We start from the raw sequence: 26,247 nt of genomic DNA, 5'->3' as shown, positions 1-26,247 counted from the left end.
CGAGTCAGATGGCTTTCTTGAGGTCCGGGTTCTCGGCGTAGACCTCCTGGATGAGCGACATGTCGAACAGCTGCTCTGCGGTGATCTCGTAACCGGCCTTGGCCAGTGCCTCGATGTTCAGGTCGATCAGCGCGGGCGTGATGGTCAGCAGACCGTTGGCCTTGCTGTCGTCGTTGACGATGAGCAGGTTCTGGGCCTCGGCCTCCTTGGTCTGCTCACCGAGTTCGAGCCCGAGGTCTTTGCCGTACTTGGTCACGGCCAGTTCGGCGGATTTCGCCGGGTCGGCGACCGCGTCGTACCAGCCCTGTATGTCGGCTTTCAGGAATGCCTTGAGCTTGTCGCGCTCGTTGTCGATGGTCTCCTGCCGGACCACGAGGGTTTCGGCGACCAGCGGCAGGTTGAAGTCGGCGAACAGGAAGTTGGCGTTCGGGAAACCGCCCTCGGCCAGCGTGATCGGTTCGTTCGTCACGTACGACACCCAGCCGTCGACCTCTCCGGTGGTCAGCGGGGTGGGGTCGTACTGGACGGTGATCTTCTGGACGTCGGACTCGACCATTCCGTTGGCCGTCAGCAGCGCCTTGAAGACGTTCTCGTTGGACGCCTGGACACCGATCTTCTTGCCCTTCATCTCTTGTGGGGACAAGATCGGCGTCTGCGCGCCGGAGACGATGCAGAAGGGATTCTTCTGGAAGGTCGCAGCGATGGTCTTGAGAGCGGCGCCTTGCAGGATGACCGGGGCTGTGAGCTGCGGTGCGGTCATACCGATCCACACCTTGTTCGACGTGAGGCCGGTCTCGACCCCGGTGCCGGGTCCGCCTCCGGTGATGAGCTCAGGGGTGCCGAGGCCGGCTGCCTCGTAGTAGCCGTTCTCGAGGGCGAAGTACTCGCCCGCGAACTCGATGTTCTTCTGCCACGACAACTGCACCTTCGGGTTGGTGGCGGAGGCACCGCCGCTGTCGCTGCTGCCGGAACTACAGGCGGCGAGAACGCTCGCGCTGCCCACGGCGCCACCGGCGATCATTGAATACCGAAGGAAGGACCGGCGGTCGAACGTATAGGCCATCTGAGGACTCCTTGTGTTGAGCTGCTTCGAAAGACGGTAGGGCGGCCTGGTTTCGGCCAGATTTCGCGCGCGGATTGCTTTGTTACGTGATCGGGTGCGCCACCAAGTGGGTTGATATCAGGTGGGTTTGGTGCCCATCTGGGCGAGAACCAGTTTCTCCGCGACGCCGACGAACGCGTAGATCACAATGGACGCGACCGTGATGACCAGTACCGACGCCCAGAGTTCGTTGTAGGCGGCTGCGGGGAGAGCTTGCTGCAACGTGGCACCCAGGCCCTTGTTGGTGCCGAGCCACTCGGCGACGGTGGCGCCGATCATGGCGCCGGGTACCGAGACCTTGGCCGCGGCGAACAGAGCGGGCACCGCCGAGGGCAGCGATGCCATCTTCATCGACGTCATCCGGGTTCCGCCGTAGGCGACTATGACGTCGTTGATCTGCTTGGGCGCGTTGGCGAGTCCGGTCATGATCATCACCAGGGCGGGGAAGAACACCACGATGCCGCCCATGGCGGCCACCACCGCGACCCCGCGCCCGACCACAAGCGTGATCAGCGGCGTCATCGCGACCAGCGGCACCGAGCGGAGCAGCATGGCGATGGGCATGAACGTCTGCGCGACGGGACGGAACATGACGAACAGCGCGGCCGCGACGATGGCCGCACCCATACCGCACACGAAGCCTATTCCCGCATCCTTCAGCGTGATCCAGAGATTGTCGAAGATCTCACCGCGATTGGTCGCCGACGTCGGTTCGGTGAACAGGTAGTGGAACACGTCGACCGGCGTCTTGCCGATGATGGGGCCGATGTCGGGAAAGGCCAGCAGGAACAGCCACCAGATCACCAAGATCAGGAAGAAGGAGATGATCAGGGAGCCGACGAATTTGGCGATCTCCCAGGAGATCGCCTTGGCGTTGCCCGAGTTGGCCTGCGCCGCAGCGGCAGCCGGAACCGGCGCTGACGGCGGTGCCTTGGTGGTGGCGGTCATGTGGTGCCTGCCGTTCCGGTGCTGTAGCGGGTGACGTAGGTCGAGATCACCGCGACGATCGCGTAACCGACACCGGCGACGGCGCCGGCCACGAGCGCGATGGCCCATACCGCTGGGATGTCGCCGCGCTGCTGGGCGACGATGAGCGCCGGTCCGGCCCCACGTTCGGGCATGGCCAGGAACTCGCCGAGCACCGCGCCGAGTACGGCTGCCGGGGCGGCGATCTTCAGGGCGGCGAAGGTGCTGGGCAGGGCCGAGACGATCCGTACCCTGACGAGCTGGGCGATGGACCCGCCGCCGTACACCTTCACGAGGTCGAGACTGGCCTGGTGCGGCGACCGCAGACCTGCCAGCGTGCCGATCATCGTCGTGAAGAACACGGAGATGGCGGCCAGGAAGATGATCATCGTCTGGACCTCGGCGAAGGCCACCTGGACGATCGGGGCGACGGCGATGATCGGGGTGCAGTAACTGATGATCGCGAGCTGCGTCGCGACGCCTTCGATCAGCGGGATGATGACCACCATGAGGGCGAGTCCGATGGCGAGTACGTTGCCCCACATGAATCCGCGCAGGGACAACTCGATCGTCGGGCCGAAGTTGTTGGCGTAGTAGGTCCATCCCTGATCGCCGATGGTCTGCAGTACGGCCCAGGGGGTCGGGATGGTGCCCTTGAACCATTCGAAGTGCCCGGCCGCAGACCAGAGCAGCAGGACCGCGACGATACCGACCGCGCCTGCACCCCAGCGCTTCCCGGCGACCTGTGCGCGCCCGGAGAATTGTGTTGCGGCGGTGAGGGTGCTCACGCCACTCCCACCGTTCCCTTGCTGCCGAAGAGCAGTCCGCTCAGATGGTCGTGCAAAGCATGGAATTCGGGGGTCCGCATCATCTCGGGTACCCGCGGTCGGGGCAGGTCGATCTCGACGGTTTCGAGGATGGTGCCTGGTCGCGGACTCATCACCGCGACCACGTCCGAGAGGAAGACGGCCTCGCCGATTCCGTGGGTGACCATCAGCGTGGTGGCCGGCTTCTCGGTCCAGATGCGGAGCAACTCGATGTTCAGACGCTGCCGGGTCATGTCGTCGAGGGCGCCGAACGGCTCGTCGAGCAGCAATGCGGTCGGCTTGACCACGAGCGCCCTGGCGATCGAGACCCGCTGGCGCATACCGCCCGACAACGTCGCCGGTTTGGCCTTTTCGAACCCTTTGAGGCCGACGAGCTCGATCAGATCCGCGATCGCCGATTTGTCGATGGGGAGTCCGGCCACCTGTAGCGGGAGCTTGATGTTCGATTCGACGCTGCGCCAGGGCAGCAACGCCGAATCCTGGAAGGCGATCCCCAGGCCGTGTTGGGATTGCAGCTCTCTGGGGGAGCGCCCGTTCATCAGGGCGGTACCGGCAGTCGACTCTTCGAGCCCGGCGAGAATTCGGAGCACCGTCGACTTGCCGCAGCCGGACGGACCCAGCAGCGAGAGGAAGGCGCCCTCGGAGGTCCGCAGGTCGACGTCGTGCAGCGCGGTCACAGACGAACCACCGCGCAGGCCCGCGGATTTGAATTCCTTGGTCAGCCCGGAGATGTCGATCCCGGTGCCCAGTGGGCGCGCGGTCTTGGTCATGGCGACCGGATCGGTGTCCGGGATGTCGGCAGAGCTCATATCCCGCGACGCTAGGCGGCGCTGGTTTCTTCTGCGTTACGCACGCGTTACTGCCCTTGCAACGGATCATCGCGGGTCATGGCATTCGGCAACAACGGTTTTCGATGACTATCGTGCGGTCATGCAGATTGTGCTGATGTTCTACGGGAGTCGCGGCGACATCCAGCCCGGCGTCGCGGCGGGCCTCGAACTGCAGCGACGCGGCCACGATGTCGTCCTCGCAGTTCCACCGAACTTCGTCGATTTCGCCACCAGCCTGGGGCTGCGCGCCTACCCGGTGGGCCTCGACACCTCGTCGGTCTGGGACACCCCGGACGCGAAAAGGATTCTTGCGACGAAGAATCCGTACACCAGGTTCAAGCTCGCCACCGAGACGATCAAGGCGGGTTTCGCCGCCTTCGACGAGGACATGTTCGGCCTGCTCTGCGGACCCGACCCGCTGCTGTCCGGCGTCGACGCCCTGGTCAGCGGACCACTCTGCCAGGAACGCATGTACGGCTTCGCGGAGAGACTCGGCGTTCCGTTCACCGTGATGAGGTTCGGCCCGTTCTCGGAGAACGGGATCATCAGCGCTGTCCCAGGCGTGACCCGCAACCTACCTGCGGTGGTCAACCGGGCGTCGTGGCGCCTGTCCGACGCTGTGACGTGGACCTTCACCAAGGGGGCAGAGAACAACTTCCGGAAGAAGCTCGATCTCGGTCCGGCGTCGGGGTCGTTGCAGGAGCGGCTGAAGCGCGGCGGCGTCATCCAGGTGCAGGCCTACGATCCGATCGTGTTCCCCGGGCTCGCCGAGGAGTGGGGCGAGGCGAAGCCGATCGTCGGATATCTCGACCTCCCCGCTGCTGCGCGCGGGGGTCTCACCGAATCGTCTCGGTCCGACCCCGCCCTGTGGTCGTGGCTGACCGAGGGCGATCGTCCGATCCACGTCACGTTCGGCAGCGTCCCGGTCCGAGACCCCGATGCGCTGACGGAGACGATCATCCGTGCCACCAGCGCGGTGGGCGTCCGCGCCCTGATCACGATGAAGGGTCGCCCCGACGGTCAGGACCCGGAGCACCCCGACGTCTACTACGCGCGGGCCCTCGATCACGGAGCCGTGTTGCCCCAGTGCCGTGCGGTCGTGCACCACGGGGGAGCGGGCACCACCGCTGCGGGTCTGCGGGCGGGGCTACCCACCATGATCTGTTCCGGCGGCGCCGATCAGGCCTACTGGGGCGCGCAGGTCACGCGGCTGAAGGTCGGGACCGCGACCCGGCTGAAAGGACTCGACGGGGCCACGCTGACCGCGGGTCTACGCGAGATCTTGGCGCCGGAGACCGACGAGCACGCGCGCTTGCTCGCGCAGCACCTGATCGGCCCGGACGTCGCGGTGGCGCGGGCGGTGGACATCCTCGAGAAAATGGGGCCTTCTGGCGAGCAAACCCGCAGGTGAGCTCCGCCAAAAGGCCCCATTTCCGGGTTGTCAGGACTAGCCCTTGATCGCTTCCCTCCACTTGACCCGGGCACCCGTGCGCAGAATGTTGCGCTGGTAGATGCGAGCGGCCAGCCAGGTGGCGATGGCGCAGGCGATGATCATCAGCACGATGGTGGCGATCACCTGGAAGATCGAGGCGTCTCCGGTCGCGATCCTCATCGGCATGATCGATGCGGAGAACGGCGGGATCCAGGCGAGGGTCTGCATCAGGGTGCTGTCGAGCGCGTTGATGCCGAAGATCGCGGCGTAGATGACCGCCATGGCCAGGATCGTCAGCGGTGCCGAACTCGATCCCAACTCTTCCTGCCGCGACACGACGGCGCCGGTGGCGGCGTACAGCGTTGCGAAGAAAAGGAATCCGAGGATGAACCAGACGATGACGGCGGCGAACATGGAGCCTGCTGTCGACGGTACGTCGAGGAGTCCGGTCGCCAGCGCCGCTATGAGGGCTGTGCCCCCTAGTAGGACCACCTGCGCGAACGCCATCAGCCCGATGCCGATGATCTTGCCCCACAACAGATGCAACGGCTTGATGGTGGCGAGCAGAAGTTCGACGACGCGTGAGGTCTTCTCCTCGACGACGCCGGCGGCGACCATGGAACCACCCTGCAGCACCGCGAACATGAGCAACGAGACGCCTGTCAAGGCGATGGCGATCCGTTGACCCTCATTGGGTTTGGCCGGTTCGGTTTCGGTGACGTTGAGCGTGGAGTCTGCTGTGATGGCGGCGAGGTCGACGTTCTCGGCGGCGAGGGCCTTGCTCAACCCGTCTTGACTGACGGACGTGCGCAGCACGCCCTCGAGAGTTCCGTCCAGATCGTCCTTGGTGATGGCGTCGTAGCTGTTGCCCGAGCCCGTCGGCACGAGGGCTACTTCGACGTCTCCCTTCTCGGCCTGCGTGCGGGCTTCGTCGGCGTCGGCGATCGGTACGACCTCGATCTTCTCGCCCGATGCGTCGCCGACCGCCACGATCGTCTGCGACATCTCCGGATTGTCGCCCACCAGGCCCACTTTGGTGGCCTTGTCGTTGCCGGTGAAGATCGACAGGACGATGATGCCTGCGATGATGACCACCAGCAGGATGATGTTGGTGATGATGAAGGACTTGGTCGCCGCGCGGGTGGTGATCTCGCGTCGGGCGACCAGGCTGATGGCCCGGCCGGCACCGAGGCGTCCGGGGCTGGGGGTCTGAGACGAAGGGACACTCATGCGGACACAACCTCTCGGAACAGTTCGGTGAGATCGGGCTTGGACAGTGCGAAGTGCGTGACGGGTCCGGTGGCGAGCGCGGCGGCGAGGATGCCCTGCTCGTCGGTGCCGGGGGTCAGGCTCACGGTGGTGAGGGCGCCGCGCTGGATGGTGCCTTGCACTCCGGGTAGGTGATCGGCCCATCCGGACGGCGCTGCCGGGGCACCTACGTCCAGTCGGATCTCCCCGGTGGATCGGAGGTCGTCGACCGTGCCGAGAGCTCGCATCGTGCCCTTCGTGATGATCCCGACCCGATCGCACAGACGCTGGACCAATTCGAGCTGGTGACTCGAGAAGATGACCGGGACCCCCTGCGCCGCTTTTTCTTTGAGCACGTCGCTCATCACGTCGACCGCGACGGGATCGAGTCCGGAGAACGGCTCGTCGAGGACCAGCACATCAGGATTGTGGACCAGGGCGGCAGCGAGCTGCACACGCTGCTGATTTCCCAGGCTCAGGTTGTTGACATCGTCATCGATCCGTTCGTGGATCCCGAGTCGGCGTACCCAGGTCTCGACCTGGTCGTCCGCTTCGGCCCGCGGCAACCCGTGTAGCTGGGCGAGGAACGAAAGCTGTTTGCCCACCTTCATCTTGGGGTAGAGGCCCCGCTCTTCGGGCATATATCCGATGCGCCGGCGCAGGTCGAGGTCGATGGGTCGGTCACCGAGGCGTACCTGTCCCGAATCAGCGCCGAGGACGCCGAGGATGATGCGCATGGTGGTCGACTTGCCTGCGCCGTTCGACCCTACGAATCCGAAGATCTCGCCCGGTGCGACGGTGAAGCTCATGTCCTGCAGGGCCGTGAGGGACCCGTACCTCTTGGTCAGTCTGTCGACGATCAGCGGGGCGGTCACTGGTCCAATCCTCCTGTTGTGGTGGCGTTTCTGGTTTCGTGCGGGGGTACCTGGCTGTACTGCGGTGGGTCGTAGACGGCGTAGTCCTCTGGGTCCGGGTCGGCGAGCCACCAGCCGACGATGCAGATCGGGATGCTCGTGGCCGCGACCACCAGGACGATGAGCAGCATGCCGGCGCCGTAGATCACCTGCCCGCTGACACTGTCGTCGGCTCCACTGGAGATGAGGATGAGCAGCAGGTAGGGGATGAACATCCCGACCCACAGAACTGTGAAGGCCAGCGAGCGGGCGGAATTTCGCGTCGAGAGCTGGATTTCGTCGAGCGCTGCGGCGGGGGCATCACTCACATTCAAGGTGATGGCCCGCAAGACGTACAGAACGGGAAGGAAAACAAAGGCGATCAATGCGATGAACGGCAAGCCGAACCACATCGTGAAGAACGCAGCGATGCTGCACATGAACACGAGAATCCAGCTCACGATGAGAGCGATCACCAGGCGCCGAGAGGATGCGCGGTTCCGCAGCCTCGGAAAGCGGGTGCCCCAGCGTCGCAAGAACTTCTCGTGGCTGTGCGCCTGCCACATCTCATACCGGAGCCACCACGAGGGCTTCGCCGATTCGGGGATCGCGGAGTTCGGATGGTTCATGACTGCCCTCCGGTGTTGCTGCTGTACAGCTGGGTTGACATCGCGCTGAACTCGTGGCGGCTGAAGACGGCCTCCACAGGAAGCCGGAACACGTCGCAGATGCGAAAGGCCAGATCCAGGCTGGGATAGTTGTCTGCCCGCTCCAGCGATCCGATGGACTGGACGTTCACCCCGACCAGTTCAGCCAATTGCGCACGCGACATCCGGCGCTCCGCGCGTAGTACGCCGATACGGTTGTAGATCGGCAGGTGCTCTGCCTTCTTGACCGGACTCACAGAACTAAGTGTTGTGAAAACACAACAAGATGTCAATAGCGGCCACCATTTGGTTGTCGGAAATATTTAGCGGTAGTCGCTAATCGGCTGGTGATCAGTCCGCGGAGACGGACGCACTCCCCACCGGAGGGCGCCCGGCCGACAGCTCAGGAGTTCTCGGCGATGATCATCTCGAGGATGCCGTCGCCGAGGGGTACCTCGGTGCAGGGCGCGGTGGCCTTGGCGGTGGGGTCGAGCGCGGCGTGTACGAGTGCGATGGTGAACGCGTCGTAGGGCATCCGGAAGTGACCACTCTGATTTGCCGGGCAGAGGTCGGAGATCACGAGATTCGTGGCGCCCGTTCCCCGCAGACCGGCATTGCCCAGCGGCTGGATCACTTCGTCCACCCGCGAGGAGATGGTCGTGTACTCGACACCGGCGACGGTGTCGGTGGGGTTGTTCAATCCCTCCAACAATGGCGAGCCCTGCGACTGCTGCCACAACGCGGTCGAGACCACTTCCGCGGGCAGCACCGTCTTGGCCAGGTCCATCGAACCGGGTATCTGTTCGGCGAGCGTCACGAGTCCGTACAGGGTGCTGCCGTAGGACGGCGACGCCAGACCGACCCATCGTCCCACCACGTCGGCACCACCGAGCCGATTGGTGTAGTAGCGCGAGACGGTCGCACCCTGGGAGTATCCGACCAGATCCACCTCGGCGGCCCCGCTCGATCCGCGGACTTCCTCGACGAACGCGCTGAGCTGTCCTGCGCTCGTAGGGATGTCCTCGGTTCCAAAGGTGCTCGCGCCCGGCGCGGCGCCGTAGTTCAGTGCATAGACACAGAAGCCGGCATCGGCGAGATACGGGCCGATCGCGGCGTAGTCGGAGTATGCGGAGGAATCCGTGCCGTGCAGGAGGACCACCGGTCGGGGATGTGTCGCCGACGGGACGCAGGTGAAATCGTTCACCCCTGGCGGCACTGCGCCCGGATGCGTGCGGGCGTATCGCGAGGCGTCGGGGTGTGTGGTCTGGGCGGGACCGGCAATGCCGGGGACCTGTGCGATCGAGACCGGGGCCGGTGCCGCGGCCGCAGGTGGGCCGAGGCATGCGGCAGCGATCGCGCCGATCCCCACGGCGGCGGTCCAGCACAGTCGACGCTTGCGCATGTGGCACCTCTTGAGTCGCCCCGACCCATTCTGACCTGTACATCTGACCACCGGCGACGCTGCCGTGCAGCCGGACGGCGACTTTACGTCCGTTCGGGGGACCTCGAGAGCAGGGTTTGCACCACGCGGGCGGCTTCGCGGCCGGCCCTGTTGGCGCCGATGGTCGAGGCCGACGGACCGTAACCCAGCAGTTGCACACGTGGTTCGGCTTCGACCACGGTGGCAAGTCGGCCCGTCATCACGATGCCGCCGCCCGGTCCGCGAAGCTTCAGTGGTGCCAGGTGGTCGAGTGAACTGCGAAAACCGGTGCACCAGAGGATGACGTCGACGTCCAAGTGATCATTGTCGGCCTGGCCGGGGGTGCAATCCCAGCACACGCCAGTCGTGGTGATGCGGGTGAACATCGGCCGCCACTCCAAGATGCCGTCGGCCCTGGCCTGCCGGATGGAGTCGTTGACGGGCAGGCCTGTCACCGACACCACGGAGCCCGGTGCGAGGCCGGCGCGCACGCGCTCCTCGACCCGGGCGACGGCGGCGCGGCCCTGCTCGGCGGTGAACGAGCGTTCGGTGAATCGAGGTTCTGTCCTGCTGCACCAAAAGGTCTGCACCCCTTCGGCGTTGCGCGCAATTTCGATCAGCAGCTGTACGGCGGAGATGCCCGCCCCGACCACCAGGACCCGTTTGCCCGCAAACGCGCCGGGGTCGAGGTAATCATGGGTGTGCAGCTGTGTGCCGGTGAAGGTTTCGTTCCCCGGAACATAAGGGATGAAGGGGCGGTCCCAGGTGCCCGTCGCATTGATCACCGTGCGGGCCAGCAGTTCTGATCCGTCGGACGCCGTCACCCGGAAATCGTCGCCGGCTCGCGACACCGAGCGGATGTGGACCGGACGCCGCACATTCAGGCCGAACTTCTCCTCGTATTGCGCGAAGTAGTCGGGTACGGCCGTGCGTGCTGGCCAGTGGTCGCACTCCATGCCGAGCGCCTCGGACAAGCCGAGGCCGGGGAGGTCGTGAACATTGTTGGCTCCGGCCAAAGTCAGTGTCGGCCAGCGAAACTGCCACGCGCCCCCGGGGCCCGGGGAGTGGTCGAGCATGAGGGTGCGGTCACCGAGACCGAACCGGTGAAGGTAATACCCGGCGGACAGACCTGCCTGGCCGCCGCCGATCACCACTACATCGGTGCGACCTCCGAGGACATCATCGTTCACCACTCAGACAGTAGCTGTACGCTGACCCCCATGATTGGGACCAGCCGGGACGGCGACGTGCTGACCATTGAACTCCAGCGAGAAGATCAGCGAAACGCGCTCAACCACGAACTGGTGGAGGCGCTGTCGGAGGCTTTGACCGACGCGGTCGACGCCGGAGCGCGCGCCATCGTCCTCACAGGTCGGGGCACCGTTTTCTGTGCCGGCGCCGATCTGTCGGGGCCGGTGTACGAGGAGAACTTCCTGGACAAGCTGTTGGCGATGCTCGGTGTGATCGAGGCCATCCCGGTGCCGGTGATCGCGGCGCTCAACGGCCCGGCGATCGGTGCGGGTCTGCAACTCGCCCTCGCGGCTGATCTACGGGTCATGGCGCCGACGGCGTTCTGCGGAATTCCCGCGGCCAAAATCGGTGTCACGGTTGACGAGTGGACCATCAGGCGGCTCGTGTCGCTGGTGGGCGCGGGCGACGCCGCCGGGATCCTGATCGGCTGCGACTCGCTGACCTCCGAGCGCGCGTCGACGGTGGGCTTCGCCAATCGCATCGGTGATCTGGGCGAGGCGCAGCGTTGGGCGGCGACGATCGCAACACTGGCGCCTCTGACATTGCAGCATTACAAGCTGGTGCTCAGCGACGACGGTGCGCGCACCCCGGCTCCCGAGTCCCACCGCGCGGCGATGGTGAAGGCCTGGCAGAGCCAGGACATGGCAGAGGGGCGCGCCGCACGGTCGGAGAAGCGTCCGCCCGTCTTCACCGGTCGCTGACGCGATCGTTCGGGTCTGAGTTCTACCCGCACCACCGGTGGCATGCCCGAAATGCCGTTTCCAGTGGTTTTCATATCGGTAACACGACAGCAGCCCGCCAGATACATGGCGGCCATAAGTTCAGCCAGTCTTCAGCAAAGAGGGCACGCGGGATGCTGCACGTGAGGGGATATGAATGTCAGTGGACAACTCGGGGAAGGCGGCGGACCCGTTAGCGGGTGCCGAATTACCCAGCAACATCAATGCGATGAGCGAGACGCTCGAGGACTACACCTTGAGATTCGCCCCTCGCAGCTACCGCAAATGGGGTCCCGCGGTTGTCGCGACCTCTGCTCTCGGCGGTATCGCCTATCTCGCCGACTTTGCCATCGGCGCCAACATCGGTATCGCCAACGGTACCGGTAACGCGCTGTGGGGCATTCTCATCTTCGCGGTGGTCATCGTGCTCACCGGTTATCCGCTGGCCTATTACGCAGCGCGTTACAACATCGACCTCGACCTCATCACCCGCGGCAGCGGCTTCGGCTACTACGGCTCGGTACTCACGAACGTCATCTTCGCGTCGTTCACCTTCATCTTTTTCGCGCTCGAGGGTTCGATCATGGCCCAGGGCCTCAAGTTGGGCCTGCACATCCCGTTGTGGCTGGGCTACCTGATCTCCTCGGTGATGGTCATCCCGCTGGTGATCTACGGCATGAAGACCCTTGCCACCCTGCAGGTGTGGACGACGCCGCTGTGGCTGGTCATGATGGTTCTGCCGTTCCTCTACCTGGTCATCAAGCACCCGGACGCGATCGGCGACTTCCTTGCGTTCAGCGGCGGCACCGACGCGCAGGGTGGTCACGGCGTCAGCTTCGCCGGCACGATGCTGGCCGCCGGTGTCTGTCTGTCGCTCATCGCCCAGATCGCGGAGCAGATCGACTACCTACGGTTCATGCCGCCGAAGACACCAGAGAATTCTCGTCGCTGGTGGACCGCCGTCATCACGGCCGGACCGGGCTGGGTGTTCTTCGGCGCCATCAAGCAGATCGTCGGACTGTTCCTGGCCGTCTACCTGATCATGAACTTCGCCGACGAGGCCGGCGTCGCCAACGAGCCGGTGCAGCAGTTCCTGGCCGTGTACGAAGAGTTCATGCCGCACTGGTTGGCCATGACCCTCGCTGTGATCCTGGTCGTCATCTCCCAGATCAAGATCAACGTCACCAACGCCTACTCGGGGTCATTGGCCTGGACCAACAGCTTCACCCGCGTCACCAAGACCTACCCGGGCCGGTTGTTCTTCGTGTTCTTCAACGTCGCGATCGCGTTGGTCCTGATGGAAGCCAACATGTTCAGCTTCTTGAACAACATCCTCAACTTCTACGCCAACATCGCCATCGCCTGGATCGTCGTGGTCGCCTCGGACATCGCGATCAACAAGTACCTGCTGAAGATCTCGCCGAAGGTACCGGAGTTCCGCCGCGGCATGCTCTACAACTTCAACCCGGTCGGCTTCGTCAGCGTGATCCTCGCCGGTGGCCTCTCGATCCTGATCTACTTCCACGCGTTCGGCGATGCCATCCAGCCGTATTCGCCGCTCTTCGCGTTGATCCTGGGGTTGGTCTTGCCCCCGATCATCGCCCTGGCGACGAAGGGTAAGTACTACCTGCGACGCACCGATGACGGCATCGATCTCCCGATGTTCGACGAGCACGGCAACCCTGCCGACGACAAGCTCATGTGCTGCGTCACCGGAATCGAGTTCGAGCGCCCCGACATGCTCATGTCGGCCAAGCCCGGACCGAACGGTGAGAAGCAATACATCAGCTCGCTGGCCCTCTCGTGTGACAAGACGGGGGAGCACGTCCTGCCCGCTCAAAAGTAACCCTTCTCGAGCAAACCCACCCGTTCCGGTCAAAACCAAGGGGTCCGAACCCTTGGCTTTGACCAGAACGGGTGGGTTTGTATCAGGAGATGGGTACCGGAGCCTGCTCGGTGGTGTCGGCGCCCCGGTTGTGGAGCGCCGTGGCGAACAGCAGCACCGCGAGTCCGGAGACCGTGACGATCGCCCCGGCCCAGATGGGTGAGGTGTAGCCGAGGCCGCCGGCGATGGTGAGGCCACCGATCCAGGCGCCCAGCGCATTTCCTACATTGAACGCTGCGATGTTCGCACCCGACGCCAGGGTCGGAGCGGTCGAGGCGTAGTTCATGATGCGCATCTGCAGAGCGGGGACGGTCGCAAAACCAAAGGCGCCCATGAGGGTCAGTGAGATGATCGTCATGATCTGGCTGCCGGCCGTGGCCGCGAAGACGATCAACACCACGGTGAGGATCGCCAAGGTGGCCGTGAGCGAGGTGGTCAACGCCCGGTCGGCGAGTTTGCCGCCGACATAGTTCCCGATGAACAGTCCGACTCCGAAGAGCACCAGCAGCCACGGGACGCTCGACGACGCGAAGCCCGTGACATCGGTGAGTGTGTATGCGATGTAGGTAAACGCGCCGAACATGCCGCCGAAGCCGAGAATGGTGATGGCGATCGACAGCCAGACCTGGGGCGACTTGAAAGCGGTGAGCTCGGTGCGCAGGCCGGCACTCGGAGCGGCCCTCTTGGTGTCCGGAACCAGAACGGCGATGCCGATCAGCGCGACGATGCCGATAATAGTGATCGCCCAGAAGGTCGATCGCCAGCCCAGTTGCTGACCGAGCAGGGTGCCGAATGGCACGCCCAGCACGTTGGCGATGGTCAGACCCGCGAACATCATCGCGATCGCACCGGCGCGCTTTGCCGGCGTGACCATGTCGGCGGCCACGACCGCGCCGATGCCGAAGAACGCCCCATGGCACAGAGCGGCCAGGATTCTCCCGGCGAGCAAGATCTCGTAGCTGGAGGCCACGGCGGAGAGAACGTTGCCGCCGATGAACAACACCATGAGTGCCATGAGCACCCGCTTGCGGTCAAAGCGCGTCACGGCCGCGGTGAGCGCGACGCCGCCGACCGCGACGGCCAACGCGTAGCCGGAGATCAGGTAGCCGGCCACTGATTCGGTGACAGCGAAATCGGCGGCGACCTCGGGCAACAGGCCCATGATCACGAACTCGGTGAGTCCGATGCCGAAGCCCCCGAGGGCCAGGGCGAGAAGTCCGATGGGCATTCTCAGTCCTCTCATAGCGTAGATTGCCTTGTGTTTACCAAGCCGATAGTGCGCGTCTGCACTAGTTGCACGCGCTGGGTAAATAGTTGCACACGCCGACTATGCGTGCAAGCTGCTAATCTGGTGTCATGGCAATCGCAGACGATGCAGTGGAGATCCGGTCGCAGGGCTGGCGAACGCTCGCGGCGCTGCACGGTGTATTGGAAGGCGAACTCGAGCGCGCACTCCAGCGTGAACACCAGTTGTCTGTCGTCGAGTACACCGTGCTCGAAGCGTTGAGCCGTCAGGACGGCTGGCACATGCGCATGGCGCAGTTGGCTCGGGCGGCGGCTCTCAGTTCGAGCGCGACCACCCGGCTGGTGAACCGATTGGAAGAGCGAAACATGCTGCGTCGCTACCTGTGTGTCGATGACAGGCGTGGGATCTACACCGAACTCACCGACGGCGGCCGCGCGTTGTTGGAACAAGCCCGCCCGACCCATGATTCGACCCTCGAGTTCGCTCTCGACGAAGCCTGTCGGACCCCGGAGCTGGCTCCACTGGTTGCGGCATTGCATTCGTTGCCGTCGGTAAACCCGGTCTCTGCCTGATCCTGCAGGGGCTGCGCCAGGGTTTGCGTCTGCGACTGCGGTGGAATGCCATCGGTGATGGCCTTGTTGGACCACCAGGTGCCCAACGAGGGCAAGCCCGTCAACGACGAAGGGATTCACATGTCACGTGTCGCCATTATCGGAGGCCACGGAAAGATCGCGCTCCAGCTCGCCAAGATCCTGACCGGCGAAGGGCACGAGGTCAGTTCGCTGATTCGCAACCCGGATCAGGCCGACGACATCAAGGCAACAGGCGCGACACCGGTCATCGCCGACGTCGAGAACCTCTCCACCGACGAGATCGGTGAGGCCATCAAGGGTCACGACGCAGTGGTGTTCTCGGCAGGTGCCGGCGGCGGCAACCCCGACCGTACCTATGCGGTCGACAGGGACGCCGCCATTCGCAGTATCGATGCAGCACTGAAGGTCGACGTCCCCCGCTACCTGATCGTCTCGTACTTCGGTGCCGGACTGGATCACGGAGTCCCCGAGGACGATTCGTTCTACGCGTATGCCGAGGCCAAGGCCGAGGCGGATGACTACCTACGCAAGACGACTCTGCTGTGGACGATCATCGGGCCGGGCAAGCTCACCGACGACGCCGGCACCGGCCGGATCGCGACCAAAGAGCGCGGCGCCGAGTATGACGGGGTTCCACGCGCGGACGTCGCGGCAGTCATCGCCGCAGCGCTGCAGACGCCCTCGAGCGTCGGGACCACGATCGATTTCGTCAGCGGCGAGACCCCGATCGCCGACGCTGTCAAAGGTGCTGCACCCGCGTAACGACTGGTCAGCCGGGTAGTGCGGCCGTCGCCGTCGTCCAGTCGAAGTCGCCGTGATCACTGCCCAGACCCGTCGCCACCACCCCGGCGACCGCGCATCCGAGCTGTGCAGACCGCAGCAGACCGAAGTCGTTCAACCGGCCGGCTATGAACCCGGCCGAGAACGCATCCCCGCAGCCACTGGTGTCGACGACCTCGACATCGGTGGCTACGGCGTGTTCGGTTTCAGTGGCCGTCACCACCCAGGCGCCCTCGGAACCTGCGGTCACCGCCACACAGTCCACTCCGCGTTCGATCAGCACGCGGCACGCTGAGACGAGGTCGGAGGCCCCGGTGAAGCCGAGTACCTGTTCATCGTTGGGCAGCAGATAGTCCAGGTGTGGCAGCACTGGCTCGATCCAGGACAGCACCCCGGGGTCACCGGGCGCCAGGATGTCTGCCGAAATGGTCACTCCCGCAGCTCTGATCCGCTCGAGAATCGGAGCGAGCCCGGCCGGGTCGAGAAGCTCAGGCGCGCCGATGTGTACGTGGTCCGCCGATGTGAGCAGCTCGATCGGCACCTGATCCAGCGGGTAGGCCAAGTTGGCTCCGGGCAGGTGCAAGGCAGGTCGATCGCCATTGCTGCGGATCGGCAGCACACTCATCGACGTCGGTTGATCGTCCACCCGCAGCAGGTGTTCGGTCACGACCCCGAAGCGTTGCAATTGGGTGATCAACAGGTCGCCTGAGTCGTCGTGGCCCAGGGCCCCGACGGTGGTCACTGCTGCTCCCAGCTTGGCGAGGGTGATCGCCGTGCCGCCCGCGGGCCCGGCGGGGACCAGTCGGATATGTGGGACCAGGACGGCGCCTTGCCCCTCCGGTATGTGGTCGACGGGATGTACCACCACGTCGAGAACGTGAGCGCCGAATGTGACGACCTGCATGGTCCTACTTTCTCCGGAGAGGGGAGTAGCCACGCTCTGCGGCAGCCACCGCCACCTGGATGAGCTGTTTCTGAGTGAGCGTGGCCGCGGTTCCCACGGCAGCGGTCCGAAGATAGATCTCGGCCAGCCAATCCACGAGTTCGATTCTCTCGCAGGCAATTCCGAGTGACTCGCCGTAGGCGACCGAGCCATGGTTACGCATGAGCGCCGCGGTCCGCTCGGTGAGCGCGCCGGCAACGGCGTCGGTGAGGGCCTGCGTCCCGAAGATCTCGTGGGGCGCCACGCGGACTGCACCGCCGAGCAGTGCGGCGGTGTAATGGACGGCCGGCAGTTCGTCGACGAGATTGGCTGCCGCGATCGAGGCGATCGGATGAGCGTGGACCACGGCGCGGGCGTTGGTGGAACGGTAGATCTCGAGGTGGAGCAACAACTCGGACGTCGGACGGTATTCGGTGTCTTCGAGCACGTTCCCATCGAGGTCGGTGACCACCACCTGATCGGCGGTCAGCTCTGCGAGGTCGGCGCCGCTGGGGGTTGTGTACACCCGATCGCCGTCTCGAGCCGACAGGTTGCCGCCGGTGCCGATCACCAGGCCGCGGGTGGCCAGACGACCGGCCGCGACTGCAAGCCCTTCCCGCACGACGTCGGAGTCCATGGCGAAGAGGTTATCGGGCGGTGGCGGCGATCGGGTGGAGATCGCCGCCACCGGGTGTCACCCGAGAGGTCAGACGGCAGGCTCCAACGCCTGGTACTGCGACCGTGAGAAGCGGCCCGCGGGAGCGAACTTCGCCAGGATCGAGTCGGCGTCCTCTCCCGTGACCTGCTGGATCAGCGACTTCGCATCGTCGACCGAGTTGATCGAGAGCACAGGCGACGGGTCGGATAGCAACCCGAAGAGCGCGGACCCGAACTTCGGGTTGGTCGCCGCGGCAGGGAACAGCACCGAGGCGTACTCGGCGAAGACGGGGTCGCGCAAGAAGATGCGGGTGGCGAGGTTGGCCGCGTCGACACGGCTCGTGAGGAAGTTGTCGTAGGTGTCGTTGATCCAGGCGTCGTCGAACTCGCCGTCATGATCCTTGGCGGCGGCCAGGAACTGGGCAGCCTGGATGAAGCCACTCTGGGCTCCCTGCCCGGTGATGGGGTCGTAGGACACGGCGGTGTCGCCCAGCGCGATGATGCGGTGGCCGCTTGCGGTATGTCCCAGCGCTTTCCGGACCACCGGCCGAACGGCGCCCTGGATCCATGAATGCGGGTCCTCGTCGATGACGCGGGTGCTGAGTACCTCGGGCAGATCCCAGTCGAAGTATTCGCGGTGCAGGTCGATGACGACCTTGTGTGCCGAATGGGCGTCGGTGACCGACTGGAAGCGCCGCTCCCACTCGCTGCCCGGTTGCGCCCAGCCGAGGAACGACCACGACGGTCCCGCGTCCTTGTGCAGGTAAGGGCCCCACCAGCCCTCGCCCTGATCGGCGAAGTTGAAGGCCTGATGCTTGGCTCCGGCCGGACTCCGGTGGGCGAACACGTCGTCACCGTGGCCGAGTCCGGCGACGGTGAGGAGCAGGACACTGCGCTGGGGGCTCTGGTAGGGCGACCGCGACTCGTCGATCGAGAACAGGTCGGAGAGACCGGCTTTGCCGGTGGCGACGAAGGTGAGGTCGTTCTCGCCGGCGATGGTGTCGAGGCGCTCGGGATCGATGTTCTCGACGACGAAGTTTCCACCTTTCTCCAGGAACTGTGTCAGGCGCTCATCGACCTTGAGTCGGGTGTCGACACCGACCGCCTCCCAGCCCGGGAACTCTGCGTCGAAGTCGAGCAGTTCGGCGTAGTCGTGCCCGCTGCCGGTGATGGTCCGCGCACTGATGCCGGTGACCTGCGGTGCGCGACCCAGGAAATTGTCCACTCCCAGTGCGGTTTCCGATTGTTGTGAGAGTCCGAACGTCACTGCGGTTCCGGTGGCGGGAATGTCCCGGAAGAGACTCTGTTGGTCTCGTTCGCTGTAGACGGTGACGTCGAACCCGGCGTTCAGGAACCCGACGGCTGCTGAAATGCCTGTCTGGCCGGCTCCGATGATGGCGACGGAACGGTTGGTGCTGGTCATTCGGCGATCTCCAATGCTGGTCGAATCATATTTGTCTAGAAGCGAATACGGAGAGCATCCGCTCCGGGCCGGACCAGCGGAACCCTTCGGATCAGCGGGAGATTAACTATCGGCGGAATGGTCGATGTCGGTGCGAGGCCTGCGACACTGAACGAAGAACCGTCGACGTGAGGACCACTGTGACCGACCTGCTGCCCCTGAATCCCGATGAGCTGCTGACCACCACGCGCACCGTGCGCAAGCGGCTCGACCTGGAGCGACCCGTGCCGGTCGAGGTGGTTCGCGAAGCGCTCGAGGTCGCGCTGCAGGCACCCTCTGGCAGCAACAAGCAGAAGTGGCACTGGCTGATCGTCACCGATCCGGAAATGAAGAAGAAGGTCGCGGACTATTACGCCGCCTCCCATGCCGCGTACACAGGGCCGGTGGACCCGGCCGCGGATCCTGCACGCGCTCGGATCGTCTCGAGTTCGAAGCACCTCGCGCAGGTGATGGGCGACGTACCGGTGCTGGTCATCGGGGCCATCGAGATCGACGAGAACGAACTGCCGGCAGGCAATCAGGCCGGTCTCTGGGGATCACTGCTGCCCGCGGCCTGGAGCCTGTCGCTGGCGCTGCGCGCACGAGGACTCGGCACCGCGTGGACGACGCTACATCTGCAGTACGAGAGGGAGGTGGCGGAGGTGTTGGGCATCCCGGGCAACGTTCGCCAGGGAGTCCTGCTGCCCGTGGCGTACACCAAGGGCACCGATTTCAAGCCCGCACCCCGCAACGACCTCGACTCCGTCGTACACCTCAACGGGTGGTGACGCGCTAGAAGCCCAGGCGTTCGAACCCGTGGCTGACGGCCTCGACATTGTTTCCGTCTGGGTCGCGCAAAAAGACGCCGTAGTACGTCGGGTGATACTCGGGCCAGATGCGTGGCTCGTGCAGGATCTCTGCGCCGGCCGTGACGGCGAGAGCATGCACCTCGTCTACGACCTCGCGGCTCGCGGCGGCCAGCGCGAGATGCACCGGCCGAACGCCGGGGTCCGCGAGTGGTCCGAACCAGAGTTCCGGGAAGTCGCCGTCGCCGAGTGCGACCAGCAGGCCATCAGGACTGTCGAAACGCATCACTTCTTTCACCCCGAGCGGTTCGAAGACGCGAAGGTAGAACGCCGCGCTCGCGCCGGGATCGGCGGACTGCAGACTCAGATGGTCGATCATGGCCCCGATGGTAGTCGGGTCGGGCCTCTCTGACGTGCGGGTTCGCCTCTCCTGCCTAGAGTGTGGACGTACTGCACCGAACCGAGAGTGGGTAGCGCACATGGGACGTCTTACCGACAAGGTCGCATTCATCAGCGGGGTCGCCCGCGGGCAGGGTCGTGCGCACGCGGTCCGCCTGGCCCGGGAAGGCGCAGACATCGTCGGCGTCGACCTGGCAGGTCCGTTGCCCGGGGTGCCGTATGAATCCGCGACGCCGGCCGACCTCGCGGAGACCGCGGGATTGATCGAAGCCGAGGGTCGAAAAGCGCTGCTGCGGCAAGGCGACGTCCGGGATCTCGACGGGTTGAAGGTCCTGGCCGCAGATGCCGTCGCCGAGCTCGGTGGTCTCGACATCGTGGTCGCCAACGCGGGCATCTGCATTCCGGCGACGTGGGATGAGGCGACGCCGGAGATCTTTCGCGACCACATGGACATCAACGTGACCGGCGTCTGGAACACCGTGATGGCGACGGCGCCCCATCTCATCGACCGGGGCGGCGGCTCGGTCATCCTGATCAGCTCATACGCGGGCAAGAAGGTGCAGCCGTTCATGGTGCATTACACGACCAGCAAGCATGCGGTCACCGGCATGACCAGGGCGTTCGCCGCCGAACTCGGGGCGCACAGCGTCCGCGTCAACAGCGTTCACCCAGGTGCGGTGAGCACGCCGATGGGTTCGGGCGACATGGTGGCGCGGATCGAGCAGACCAACGCGGCGAACCCGAAGCTCGCCGCGATGGGCACCCCTTTTCTCGAGCAGTTCTTCGCCGAACCCGAGGAGGTCGCGAACGTCGTCGCCTTCCTCGCGTCGGACGAGTCGTCCTTCATGACCGCAGAACATCTGTCCGTCGACGGCGGCGCCCAGTACTTCTGATCCCGATTGTGGTGGGTTGTGGCGAGCGTTTCCGCAGGTCGGCCCCGCCAGAACCCACCAAGATCGGGGCTGATCAGCCCTGCCGGGCCTTCAGTCGTGGGTTCTTCTTGTTGATCACGAAAGTCCTGCCGCGACGGCGGACCACCTGGGATCCGGCCTGGTTCTTGAGTGACTTCAGCGAGTTTCTGACTTTCACGATGCCTCCTACTTAATGGTAATGATTACCAATAGTAGCGTACCGCGCAAGCCCTCTACGGTTGACGGGTGAGCGACGAAACACAGGGGCCGGAGAAGGTGCCCGCGACGGAGTTGTTGGCGAAGTTGGCCGATGAGGGTAGTTGGCATCCGTGGGACACCCAGATCACGGCGCTGCCCGAGGATCCCGACTATGCCGCCGACATCGCGCGAGCGCGTGAGAAGACCGGTCTGGACGAGTCGATCATCTGTGGTGAGGCGACCGTCCACGGCGTACGCGTTGCAGTCGTGGTGAGCGAGTTTGCCTTTCTCGGCGGATCGATCGGCCGGGATGCAGGTCGCCGGGTGGTGTCCGCCATCCGCCGGGCGACCGCCGAGGAGCTCCCGCTGTTGGCGCTCCCGGCGTCGGGCGGAACTCGCATGCAAGAAGGTACGGCCGCGTTCTTGCAGATGGTCAACATCACCGCGGCCGTGGTGGACCACAAGGCCGCGAAGCTGCCCTATCTGGTGTATCTGCGGCACCCAACGACCGGTGGTGTGTTCGCTTCCTGGGGTTCGCTGGGGCACGTGAGCATGGCAGGACCCGGCGCGCTGGTGGGGTTCCTCGGCCCGCGGGTGTTCGAAGGTCTGTACGGCAATCCTTTTCCTGCCGGGGTGCAGGTGTCGGAGAACCTGCGGTCGCATGGGCTGATCGATCTTGTTGTGCCCGTGGCTGAGCTGGGTGCGATGGTGGCGAAGATCCTACGGATTCTCGCCGAACCGGTGCGCACCGGCGACGCACCGGCGACGCCGCGGTGGCCGGAGGGCGGTGTCCCCGAGTCCTCGGCCTGGGACGTCGTCGAGGCGTCGCGGCGACCGGACCGGCCAGGGGTCGCCCAGTTGCTCCGCGTATCCGCTCAGGAGGTGGCCGAGCTCGCCGGAGGCGGTGCTCCCGACGCCCGAAGCGGAATCGTGTTGGCACTGGCTCGGTTTGGTGGTCACTCGGTGGTGCTCGTCGGGCAGGACCGGAATCGGCAGTTGCCCGGAGGGCTGGTCGGCCCCGCCGACCTGCGACTGGCCCGGCGGGGGATGCGCATGGCGCAAAGCCTGGGCTTGCCGTTGGTCACGGTGATCGACACCCCCGGCGCAGATCTGTCGGTCGACGCAGAAGAAGGTGGGCTCGCGAACGAGATCGCCCACTGCATAGCCGAATTGACGGCGCTGGAGGTGCCGTCGGTGTCGGTGCTGTTGGGTCAGGGTGCGGGCGGCGCCGCCTTGGCACTCCTACCGGCCGATCGGGTCATCGCCATGGCGAACTCCTGGCTCTCGCCGCTCCCACCCGAAGGTGCGAGTCTGATCGTCCACCGCGACGTCAACCATGCCCCCGACATGGCAGAGCGACAAGGTATTCGGGCCACGGACCTACACGCCTCCGGCATCGTGGACGTGGTCATCGCCGAAACCGGCGCACCAGGTGGATTCCTGCCCGAACTCGGCGCGCAGCTCGCCATCGAACTCGCAGGCCTCGCCGCGACGGACCAGCCAGGGCGGGCTCGCCACCGCGAGATACGTCGGCAGCGGATCGGTGGTTCTTCATGACGACGACCCTCGATGCTCTTTGACGCCGGAGTGTGGACAGCCACTCTGCCTGTGCATAACCGGCGACGACGGCACGCACATGGAGTGATCCGTCGGCGGGCCGCGTTAACCTGCAACCAATGACCACCGACTGGGCACACCTGATCACCGCGGCGTCGCTGTGCAGCGACTACGACGCCGGGACGATCCAGCGTGGGTCGGCCTATGCGCGACAGCGGCGGCTCGTCGGCGTGACCTGGGACGAGGCGAAACGCCGCCTCACCGGGCGCTGCCAGGGCTCGGGCGTCTCGATCTACTCGATCAAGATCGTCTTCAGCCATCTGGGACCGGCCTGGAAGATCGCCGACGCCTCGTGTACCTGCCCGGTCGGCTATTTCTGCAAACACTCCGTCGCCCTCCTTCTCGACTTCGCCCGTGACGCACCCGAGTCACCCCGGTCCACGCTGACGCTCGTGCCACCCGTCCCGGATTGGGAGCAGAAGCTGCGGCCACTGCTGACCCGGACCCCACCACGCAACGAACCTCTCGGCCTGCAGATGTTCGTGACCACACCGGACCCACGGCGGCGGAGCGGCGGGCCCCAGTTCGCGCTGCGCCCGTTGCGGCCCGGAACGCGTACCGCGTGGATCCGGTCCGGGATCGACTGGCCGACGCTGATGCAGGCGAGTCCCGATCATTTCGACGGGCGGCACCTCTCGATCCTGAAGAGGATGGGGTCCGACTCGCTCAGGGTCACCGACTACGGGTTACCGCACGGCCTGATCCTGGCAACCGCGCCGTCGACCATCTGGCATCAACTCGACGAGGCCCTGGCGGCCGGAATCCCGATTCTCGGGGACCCGGGATCGGGCATCGTCGACATCCGCATCGCCGCGGAGGCCACGCTGACCGTCGACCTCAGCGGTGATCACGGCGAAGACGCGCACGTCAGCGTAGCGATGGCAATCGACGACAAGGTGTTGACGACGGACGATGTGACTGTGCTGGGAAAGCATGAGCCCCATGGCATCTGCTACCTGGACGACGAGGGTGTGGCGACGCTCGCGCCGTTCGACCCGGAGTTTCGGCATATCGCGAAGCTGCTCCACACTCAGCCGGTCATCATCCCGGCCGCCGACGCCCTCAAGTTCACCAATGACTTCTTGCCACGGCTCCTGGACGCGGTCCCGGTGCACGTACCCGAAGGGTTGTTCACGCCGCCGACGGTCACCGGGCCGGTCGGGCTCCTCACCGTGTCGTTCACCGGCGACGTCGCCCACACCGAGTGGGCCACCCGGTATCTCGTCAACGGTGAACCCCATGACATCGATTCCGGTGCGGTGAGCACGTTGCCGCGGTGGCGTGACCCCGCGGCGGAAGACGAACTGTGGGAACGGTTGCGCGACGCCCTGGTATCGGCGATGCTCGTCGTCGACCGTGCAGCCCTCAAGGCACTCGCCGCCTACACCGCAGGCGGATATCCCATGGGCGTGCTTCCGCCGGCCGACCAGATCGAACAGTCCGACTATGACGCGGCGGTCCGGGCACAGTCGTTGACGACGCTACGGCGAGGTCTGCATCTCAACGCACTGGAGACGGCCCGATTCTGCGCCGAAGTCTTGCCTGAGCTCGGAGAACGCGACGACCTGGTGGTCGAGGTCGACGAGAAGTCGCAGCGTTTTCGCCGCGTCAAGGATCGGGCCCGTCTGCGGTTCACCGGTGCGGAGACGGTCGGATCGGACTGGCTCGACCTCGAGATCACCATGGACGTCGACGACGAGCAGGTGCCGATCAAAGACGTGATCAGTGAATTGTCGACGGGTGCAACCCACATGTTGCTTCCGTCTGGCGTGTATTTCCCGCTGGACGCGCCCGAACTGAACCGGCTCAAACAGTTGATGGACGAGGCCGAGGCGCTCGGCGAGTTCGACGATGACCGCGGCGCCAAAGCAGAACCGGCCAATGTGACGTTGTGGGAGGAGCTCCTGCAGCTCGGAGTCGTCGACGAACAGCTCAAGCAATGGCAGGAGCGGGTCGAAAAGCTCAGTGCCGCCCGGCCGCCCACCGCGGTGGAACCTCCGGCCATGCTTCATGCCACTCTGCGCGACTACCAGCTCGAGGGTCTGAATTGGCTGTCATTTCTGTGGGACAACGGTTTCGGCGGGATCCTGGCCGACGACATGGGTCTGGGCAAGACTTTGCAGACCCTGGCGATGTTCGGGCGGGCCCGGGAGAACGGGGAGACCCGACGCTTTCTGGTGGTGGCGCCCACCAGCGTGCTCATCAACTGGGCCGCCGAGTGTCATCGGTTCACCGACCTGAAGGCCGTGACCGTCACCGCGACCCAGGCCAAGCGCCGTACGCTCCTGGCCGATGTGGTCGCCGACGCCGACATCGTGATCACCACGTACAACCTGCTCCGGCTCGACATCGACGCCTACAACGGGCAGGACTGGGCCGGAATGGTTCTCGACGAAGCGCAGTTCGTCAAGAACCACAACGCGAAGAACCATCAGGCCGCCCGGCGCCTCAACACGCCGTTCAAACTCGCCATCACCGGCACTCCGATGGAGAACAATCTGATGGAACTGTGGTCGCTGTTGTCGATCACGGTGCCCGGGCTCTTCCCCGACCCGAAGTCATTTGCGGCCTTCTTCCGCAAGCCGATCGAGAAGGGCGAGGATCCGGAGCGCCTGCCTGTCCTACGTAAGCGGATCAAACCGGTGATGCTGCGGCGGACCAAGGATCAGGTGGCCCGGGACCTGCCGGCCAAGCAGGAGCAGACTCTCGAGATCGAGTTGTCGGAGAAGCACCGCAAGATCTATGACACCCGGCTCGTCCGGGAACGCGAGGTCGTCCTCGGACTGTTGGGGGATTGGGAGAAGAACCGCTTCCAGATCTTCCGGTCGCTGACGATGTTGCGCCAGCTGAGTTTGCATGCCGGTCTCGTCGATCCCGCCCACGGCGATGTCGACTCGGCGAAGGTGACCTTCATCTGCGAACAACTGCCGGAATTGATCGCCGAAGGGCACAGTGCCCTGATCTTCAGTCAGTTCACCGGGTTCCTCGACGTGCTGCGGAAAGCTCTCGACATCAAGGGAATCCGGTACAGCTACCTCGACGGTTCGTTGTCGTCGCGGGAACGTGCTGCCGCCGTCGAGACGTTCACCTCCGGCAAGACCCAGGTCTTCCTGATCAGCCTCAAGGCCGGTGGTTTCGGACTCAACCTGACCGAGGCCGACTACTGCTTCGTCTGCGACCCCTGGTGGAATCCGGCCGCCGAAGCCCAGGCCATCGACCGCACCCACCGAATCGGGCAGACCCGGCCGGTCACGGTCTACCGGCTCGTATCCGCCGACACCATCGAAGCCAAAGTGGTTGCGCTTCAAGATCGCAAACGCGAACTCTTCACTGCCGTCGTCGACGATGGTGAGCTGTTCTCCTCGGCCGTCGATGCCGACGATATTCGGAACATGCTCGGATGATCTCCCTGAGATCGTCCATTTCGTGGCAGGCAAACGGCAATATGCCCTTCATC

At 64.9% G+C, this 26,247-nt stretch carries 25 protein-coding genes; 9 read left to right on the top strand and 16 right to left on the bottom strand.

The annotated features are described in order from the left end of the window. Window positions 1-4: 4 nt before the first annotated feature. The 4 genes from BH683_RS08020 to BH683_RS08005 all read right to left on the bottom strand — a co-directional run bounded on the left by BH683_RS08020 (window position 5) and on the right by BH683_RS08005 (window position 3,704). On the bottom strand, window positions 5-1,063 hold the full coding sequence (locus tag BH683_RS08020) for an ABC transporter substrate-binding protein (protein WP_084835730.1): 1,059 nt from the start codon (window positions 1,061-1,063) through the stop codon (window positions 5-7). A gap of 117 nt (window positions 1,064-1,180) precedes the next feature. Then, entirely contained in the window at window positions 1,181-2,050 is an 870-nt protein-coding gene (locus BH683_RS08015) for an ABC transporter permease subunit (protein ID WP_246833250.1), read from the bottom strand. Then, entirely contained in the window at window positions 2,047-2,856 is an 810-nt protein-coding gene (locus tag BH683_RS08010) for an ABC transporter permease subunit (RefSeq protein WP_084835729.1), read from the bottom strand. Before BH683_RS08010 ends, BH683_RS08015 begins: the two co-directional genes overlap by 4 nt. Then, complete coding sequence (locus tag BH683_RS08005; protein ID WP_246833249.1) at window positions 2,853-3,704, bottom strand: ABC transporter ATP-binding protein; 852 nt, start codon at window positions 3,702-3,704, stop codon at window positions 2,853-2,855. Before BH683_RS08005 ends, BH683_RS08010 begins: the two co-directional genes overlap by 4 nt. Window positions 3,705-3,825: 121 nt before the next feature. On the opposite strand from BH683_RS08005, the gene BH683_RS08000 reads away from it, so the two are divergent. Continuing rightward, window positions 3,826-5,136 (top strand): glycosyltransferase, encoded by a 1,311-nt coding sequence (locus BH683_RS08000; protein WP_168186996.1) that lies wholly within the window; start codon window positions 3,826-3,828, stop codon window positions 5,134-5,136. Window positions 5,137-5,172: 36 nt separating this feature from the next. Here BH683_RS08000 and BH683_RS07995 read toward each other — a convergent pair whose 3' ends face one another. From BH683_RS07995 to BH683_RS07970, 6 genes are all read right to left on the bottom strand, one after another. Continuing rightward, window positions 5,173-6,387: an ABC transporter permease gene (locus BH683_RS07995; protein WP_084835727.1), complete on the bottom strand. Its 1,215-nt coding sequence runs from the start codon at window positions 6,385-6,387 to the stop codon at window positions 5,173-5,175. Next, the gene (locus BH683_RS07990; protein ID WP_084835726.1) at window positions 6,384-7,280 is read right to left on the bottom strand and encodes an ATP-binding cassette domain-containing protein; all 897 of its coding nucleotides are present in this window, start codon (window positions 7,278-7,280) and stop codon (window positions 6,384-6,386) included. The genes BH683_RS07995 and BH683_RS07990 overlap by 4 nt, the downstream gene beginning before the upstream one ends. Further along, complete coding sequence (locus tag BH683_RS07985) at window positions 7,277-7,927, bottom strand: hypothetical protein (protein WP_210405181.1); 651 nt, start codon at window positions 7,925-7,927, stop codon at window positions 7,277-7,279. Before BH683_RS07985 ends, BH683_RS07990 begins: the two co-directional genes overlap by 4 nt. After that, on the bottom strand, window positions 7,924-8,202 hold the full coding sequence (locus BH683_RS07980) for a helix-turn-helix transcriptional regulator (protein ID WP_084835725.1): 279 nt from the start codon (window positions 8,200-8,202) through the stop codon (window positions 7,924-7,926). The genes BH683_RS07985 and BH683_RS07980 overlap by 4 nt, the downstream gene beginning before the upstream one ends. 146 nt (window positions 8,203-8,348) lie before the next feature. Further along, entirely contained in the window at window positions 8,349-9,347 is a 999-nt protein-coding gene (locus tag BH683_RS07975) for an alpha/beta fold hydrolase (RefSeq protein ID WP_084835724.1), read from the bottom strand. A gap of 83 nt (window positions 9,348-9,430) precedes the next feature. After that, window positions 9,431-10,555, bottom strand: a complete 1,125-nt coding sequence (locus BH683_RS07970) for an NAD(P)-binding domain-containing protein (RefSeq protein WP_246833248.1) — start codon at window positions 10,553-10,555, stop codon at window positions 9,431-9,433. Between the two features lie 30 nt (window positions 10,556-10,585). Here BH683_RS07970 and BH683_RS07965 point away from each other — a divergent pair, with 30 nt between their 5' ends. Together BH683_RS07965 and BH683_RS07960 are read left to right on the top strand one after the other, a co-directional pair. After that, window positions 10,586-11,317 carry an enoyl-CoA hydratase gene (locus tag BH683_RS07965; RefSeq protein WP_084835722.1) on the top strand — a complete coding sequence of 244 codons (732 nt, stop codon included), beginning with the start codon at window positions 10,586-10,588 and terminating at the stop codon, window positions 11,315-11,317. A gap of 175 nt (window positions 11,318-11,492) precedes the next feature. Further along, the gene (locus BH683_RS07960) at window positions 11,493-13,181 is read left to right on the top strand and encodes a hypothetical protein (RefSeq protein ID WP_084835721.1); all 1,689 of its coding nucleotides are present in this window, start codon (window positions 11,493-11,495) and stop codon (window positions 13,179-13,181) included. Window positions 13,182-13,263: 82 nt separating this feature from the next. On the opposite strand, the gene BH683_RS07955 is transcribed toward BH683_RS07960, so the two are convergent. Then, window positions 13,264-14,448, bottom strand: a complete 1,185-nt coding sequence (locus BH683_RS07955) for an MFS transporter (RefSeq protein ID WP_084835720.1) — start codon at window positions 14,446-14,448, stop codon at window positions 13,264-13,266. Window positions 14,449-14,576: 128 nt separating this feature from the next. Between BH683_RS07955 and BH683_RS07950 the strand changes: the two genes are divergently transcribed. Further along, window positions 14,577-15,038, top strand: a complete 462-nt coding sequence (locus tag BH683_RS07950; protein WP_084835719.1) for a MarR family transcriptional regulator — start codon at window positions 14,577-14,579, stop codon at window positions 15,036-15,038. Window positions 15,039-15,158: 120 nt separating this feature from the next. Then, entirely contained in the window at window positions 15,159-15,821 is a 663-nt protein-coding gene (locus tag BH683_RS07945; RefSeq protein WP_084835799.1) for an NAD(P)H-binding protein, read from the top strand. 7 nt (window positions 15,822-15,828) lie between these two features. Here the strand turns inward: BH683_RS07945 and BH683_RS07940 are convergent, their stop codons facing one another. From BH683_RS07940 to BH683_RS07930, 3 genes are all read right to left on the bottom strand, one after another. Next, entirely contained in the window at window positions 15,829-16,743 is a 915-nt protein-coding gene (locus tag BH683_RS07940; RefSeq protein WP_084835718.1) for a carbohydrate kinase family protein, read from the bottom strand. Window positions 16,744-16,747: 4 nt separating this feature from the next. After that, window positions 16,748-17,398 carry a class II aldolase/adducin family protein gene (locus BH683_RS07935; RefSeq protein WP_084835717.1) on the bottom strand — a complete coding sequence of 217 codons (651 nt, stop codon included), beginning with the start codon at window positions 17,396-17,398 and terminating at the stop codon, window positions 16,748-16,750. A 69-nt stretch (window positions 17,399-17,467) separates the two neighbouring features. Further along, complete coding sequence (locus BH683_RS07930; RefSeq protein ID WP_084835716.1) at window positions 17,468-18,841, bottom strand: styrene monooxygenase/indole monooxygenase family protein; 1,374 nt, start codon at window positions 18,839-18,841, stop codon at window positions 17,468-17,470. 179 nt (window positions 18,842-19,020) lie between these two features. Between BH683_RS07930 and BH683_RS07925 the strand changes: the two genes are divergently transcribed. After that, window positions 19,021-19,647 (top strand): nitroreductase family protein, encoded by a 627-nt coding sequence (locus BH683_RS07925; protein WP_084835715.1) that lies wholly within the window; start codon window positions 19,021-19,023, stop codon window positions 19,645-19,647. A gap of 4 nt (window positions 19,648-19,651) precedes the next feature. Here BH683_RS07925 and BH683_RS07920 read toward each other — a convergent pair whose 3' ends face one another. After that, complete coding sequence (locus BH683_RS07920; RefSeq protein ID WP_084835714.1) at window positions 19,652-20,044, bottom strand: VOC family protein; 393 nt, start codon at window positions 20,042-20,044, stop codon at window positions 19,652-19,654. A 100-nt stretch (window positions 20,045-20,144) separates the two neighbouring features. Between BH683_RS07920 and BH683_RS07915 the strand changes: the two genes are divergently transcribed. Continuing rightward, window positions 20,145-20,957 carry a mycofactocin-coupled SDR family oxidoreductase gene (locus BH683_RS07915; RefSeq protein ID WP_084835713.1) on the top strand — a complete coding sequence of 271 codons (813 nt, stop codon included), beginning with the start codon at window positions 20,145-20,147 and terminating at the stop codon, window positions 20,955-20,957. Window positions 20,958-21,030: 73 nt separating this feature from the next. Here the strand turns inward: BH683_RS07915 and ykgO are convergent, their stop codons facing one another. Then, window positions 21,031-21,153: a type B 50S ribosomal protein L36 gene (gene ykgO / locus BH683_RS07910; protein WP_084835712.1), complete on the bottom strand. Its 123-nt coding sequence runs from the start codon at window positions 21,151-21,153 to the stop codon at window positions 21,031-21,033. Between the two features lie 68 nt (window positions 21,154-21,221). Between ykgO and BH683_RS07905 the strand changes: the two genes are divergently transcribed. Beyond that, entirely contained in the window at window positions 21,222-22,730 is a 1,509-nt protein-coding gene (locus tag BH683_RS07905; protein ID WP_084835711.1) for a carboxyl transferase domain-containing protein, read from the top strand. A gap of 119 nt (window positions 22,731-22,849) precedes the next feature. After that, a complete protein-coding gene (locus tag BH683_RS07900; protein WP_084835710.1) occupies window positions 22,850-26,194 on the top strand; it encodes a DEAD/DEAH box helicase in 3,345 nt (1,114 codons plus the stop codon). Window positions 26,195-26,247 lie beyond the last annotated feature (53 nt).

The organism is Williamsia sp. 1138, from assembly GCF_002095435.2.
In the GTDB taxonomy this organism is placed as follows: domain Bacteria; phylum Actinomycetota; class Actinomycetes; order Mycobacteriales; family Mycobacteriaceae; genus Williamsia.
The sequence above is the reverse complement of the archived record's forward strand: the minus strand, read 5'-3'. Positions and strand labels throughout refer to the sequence as shown.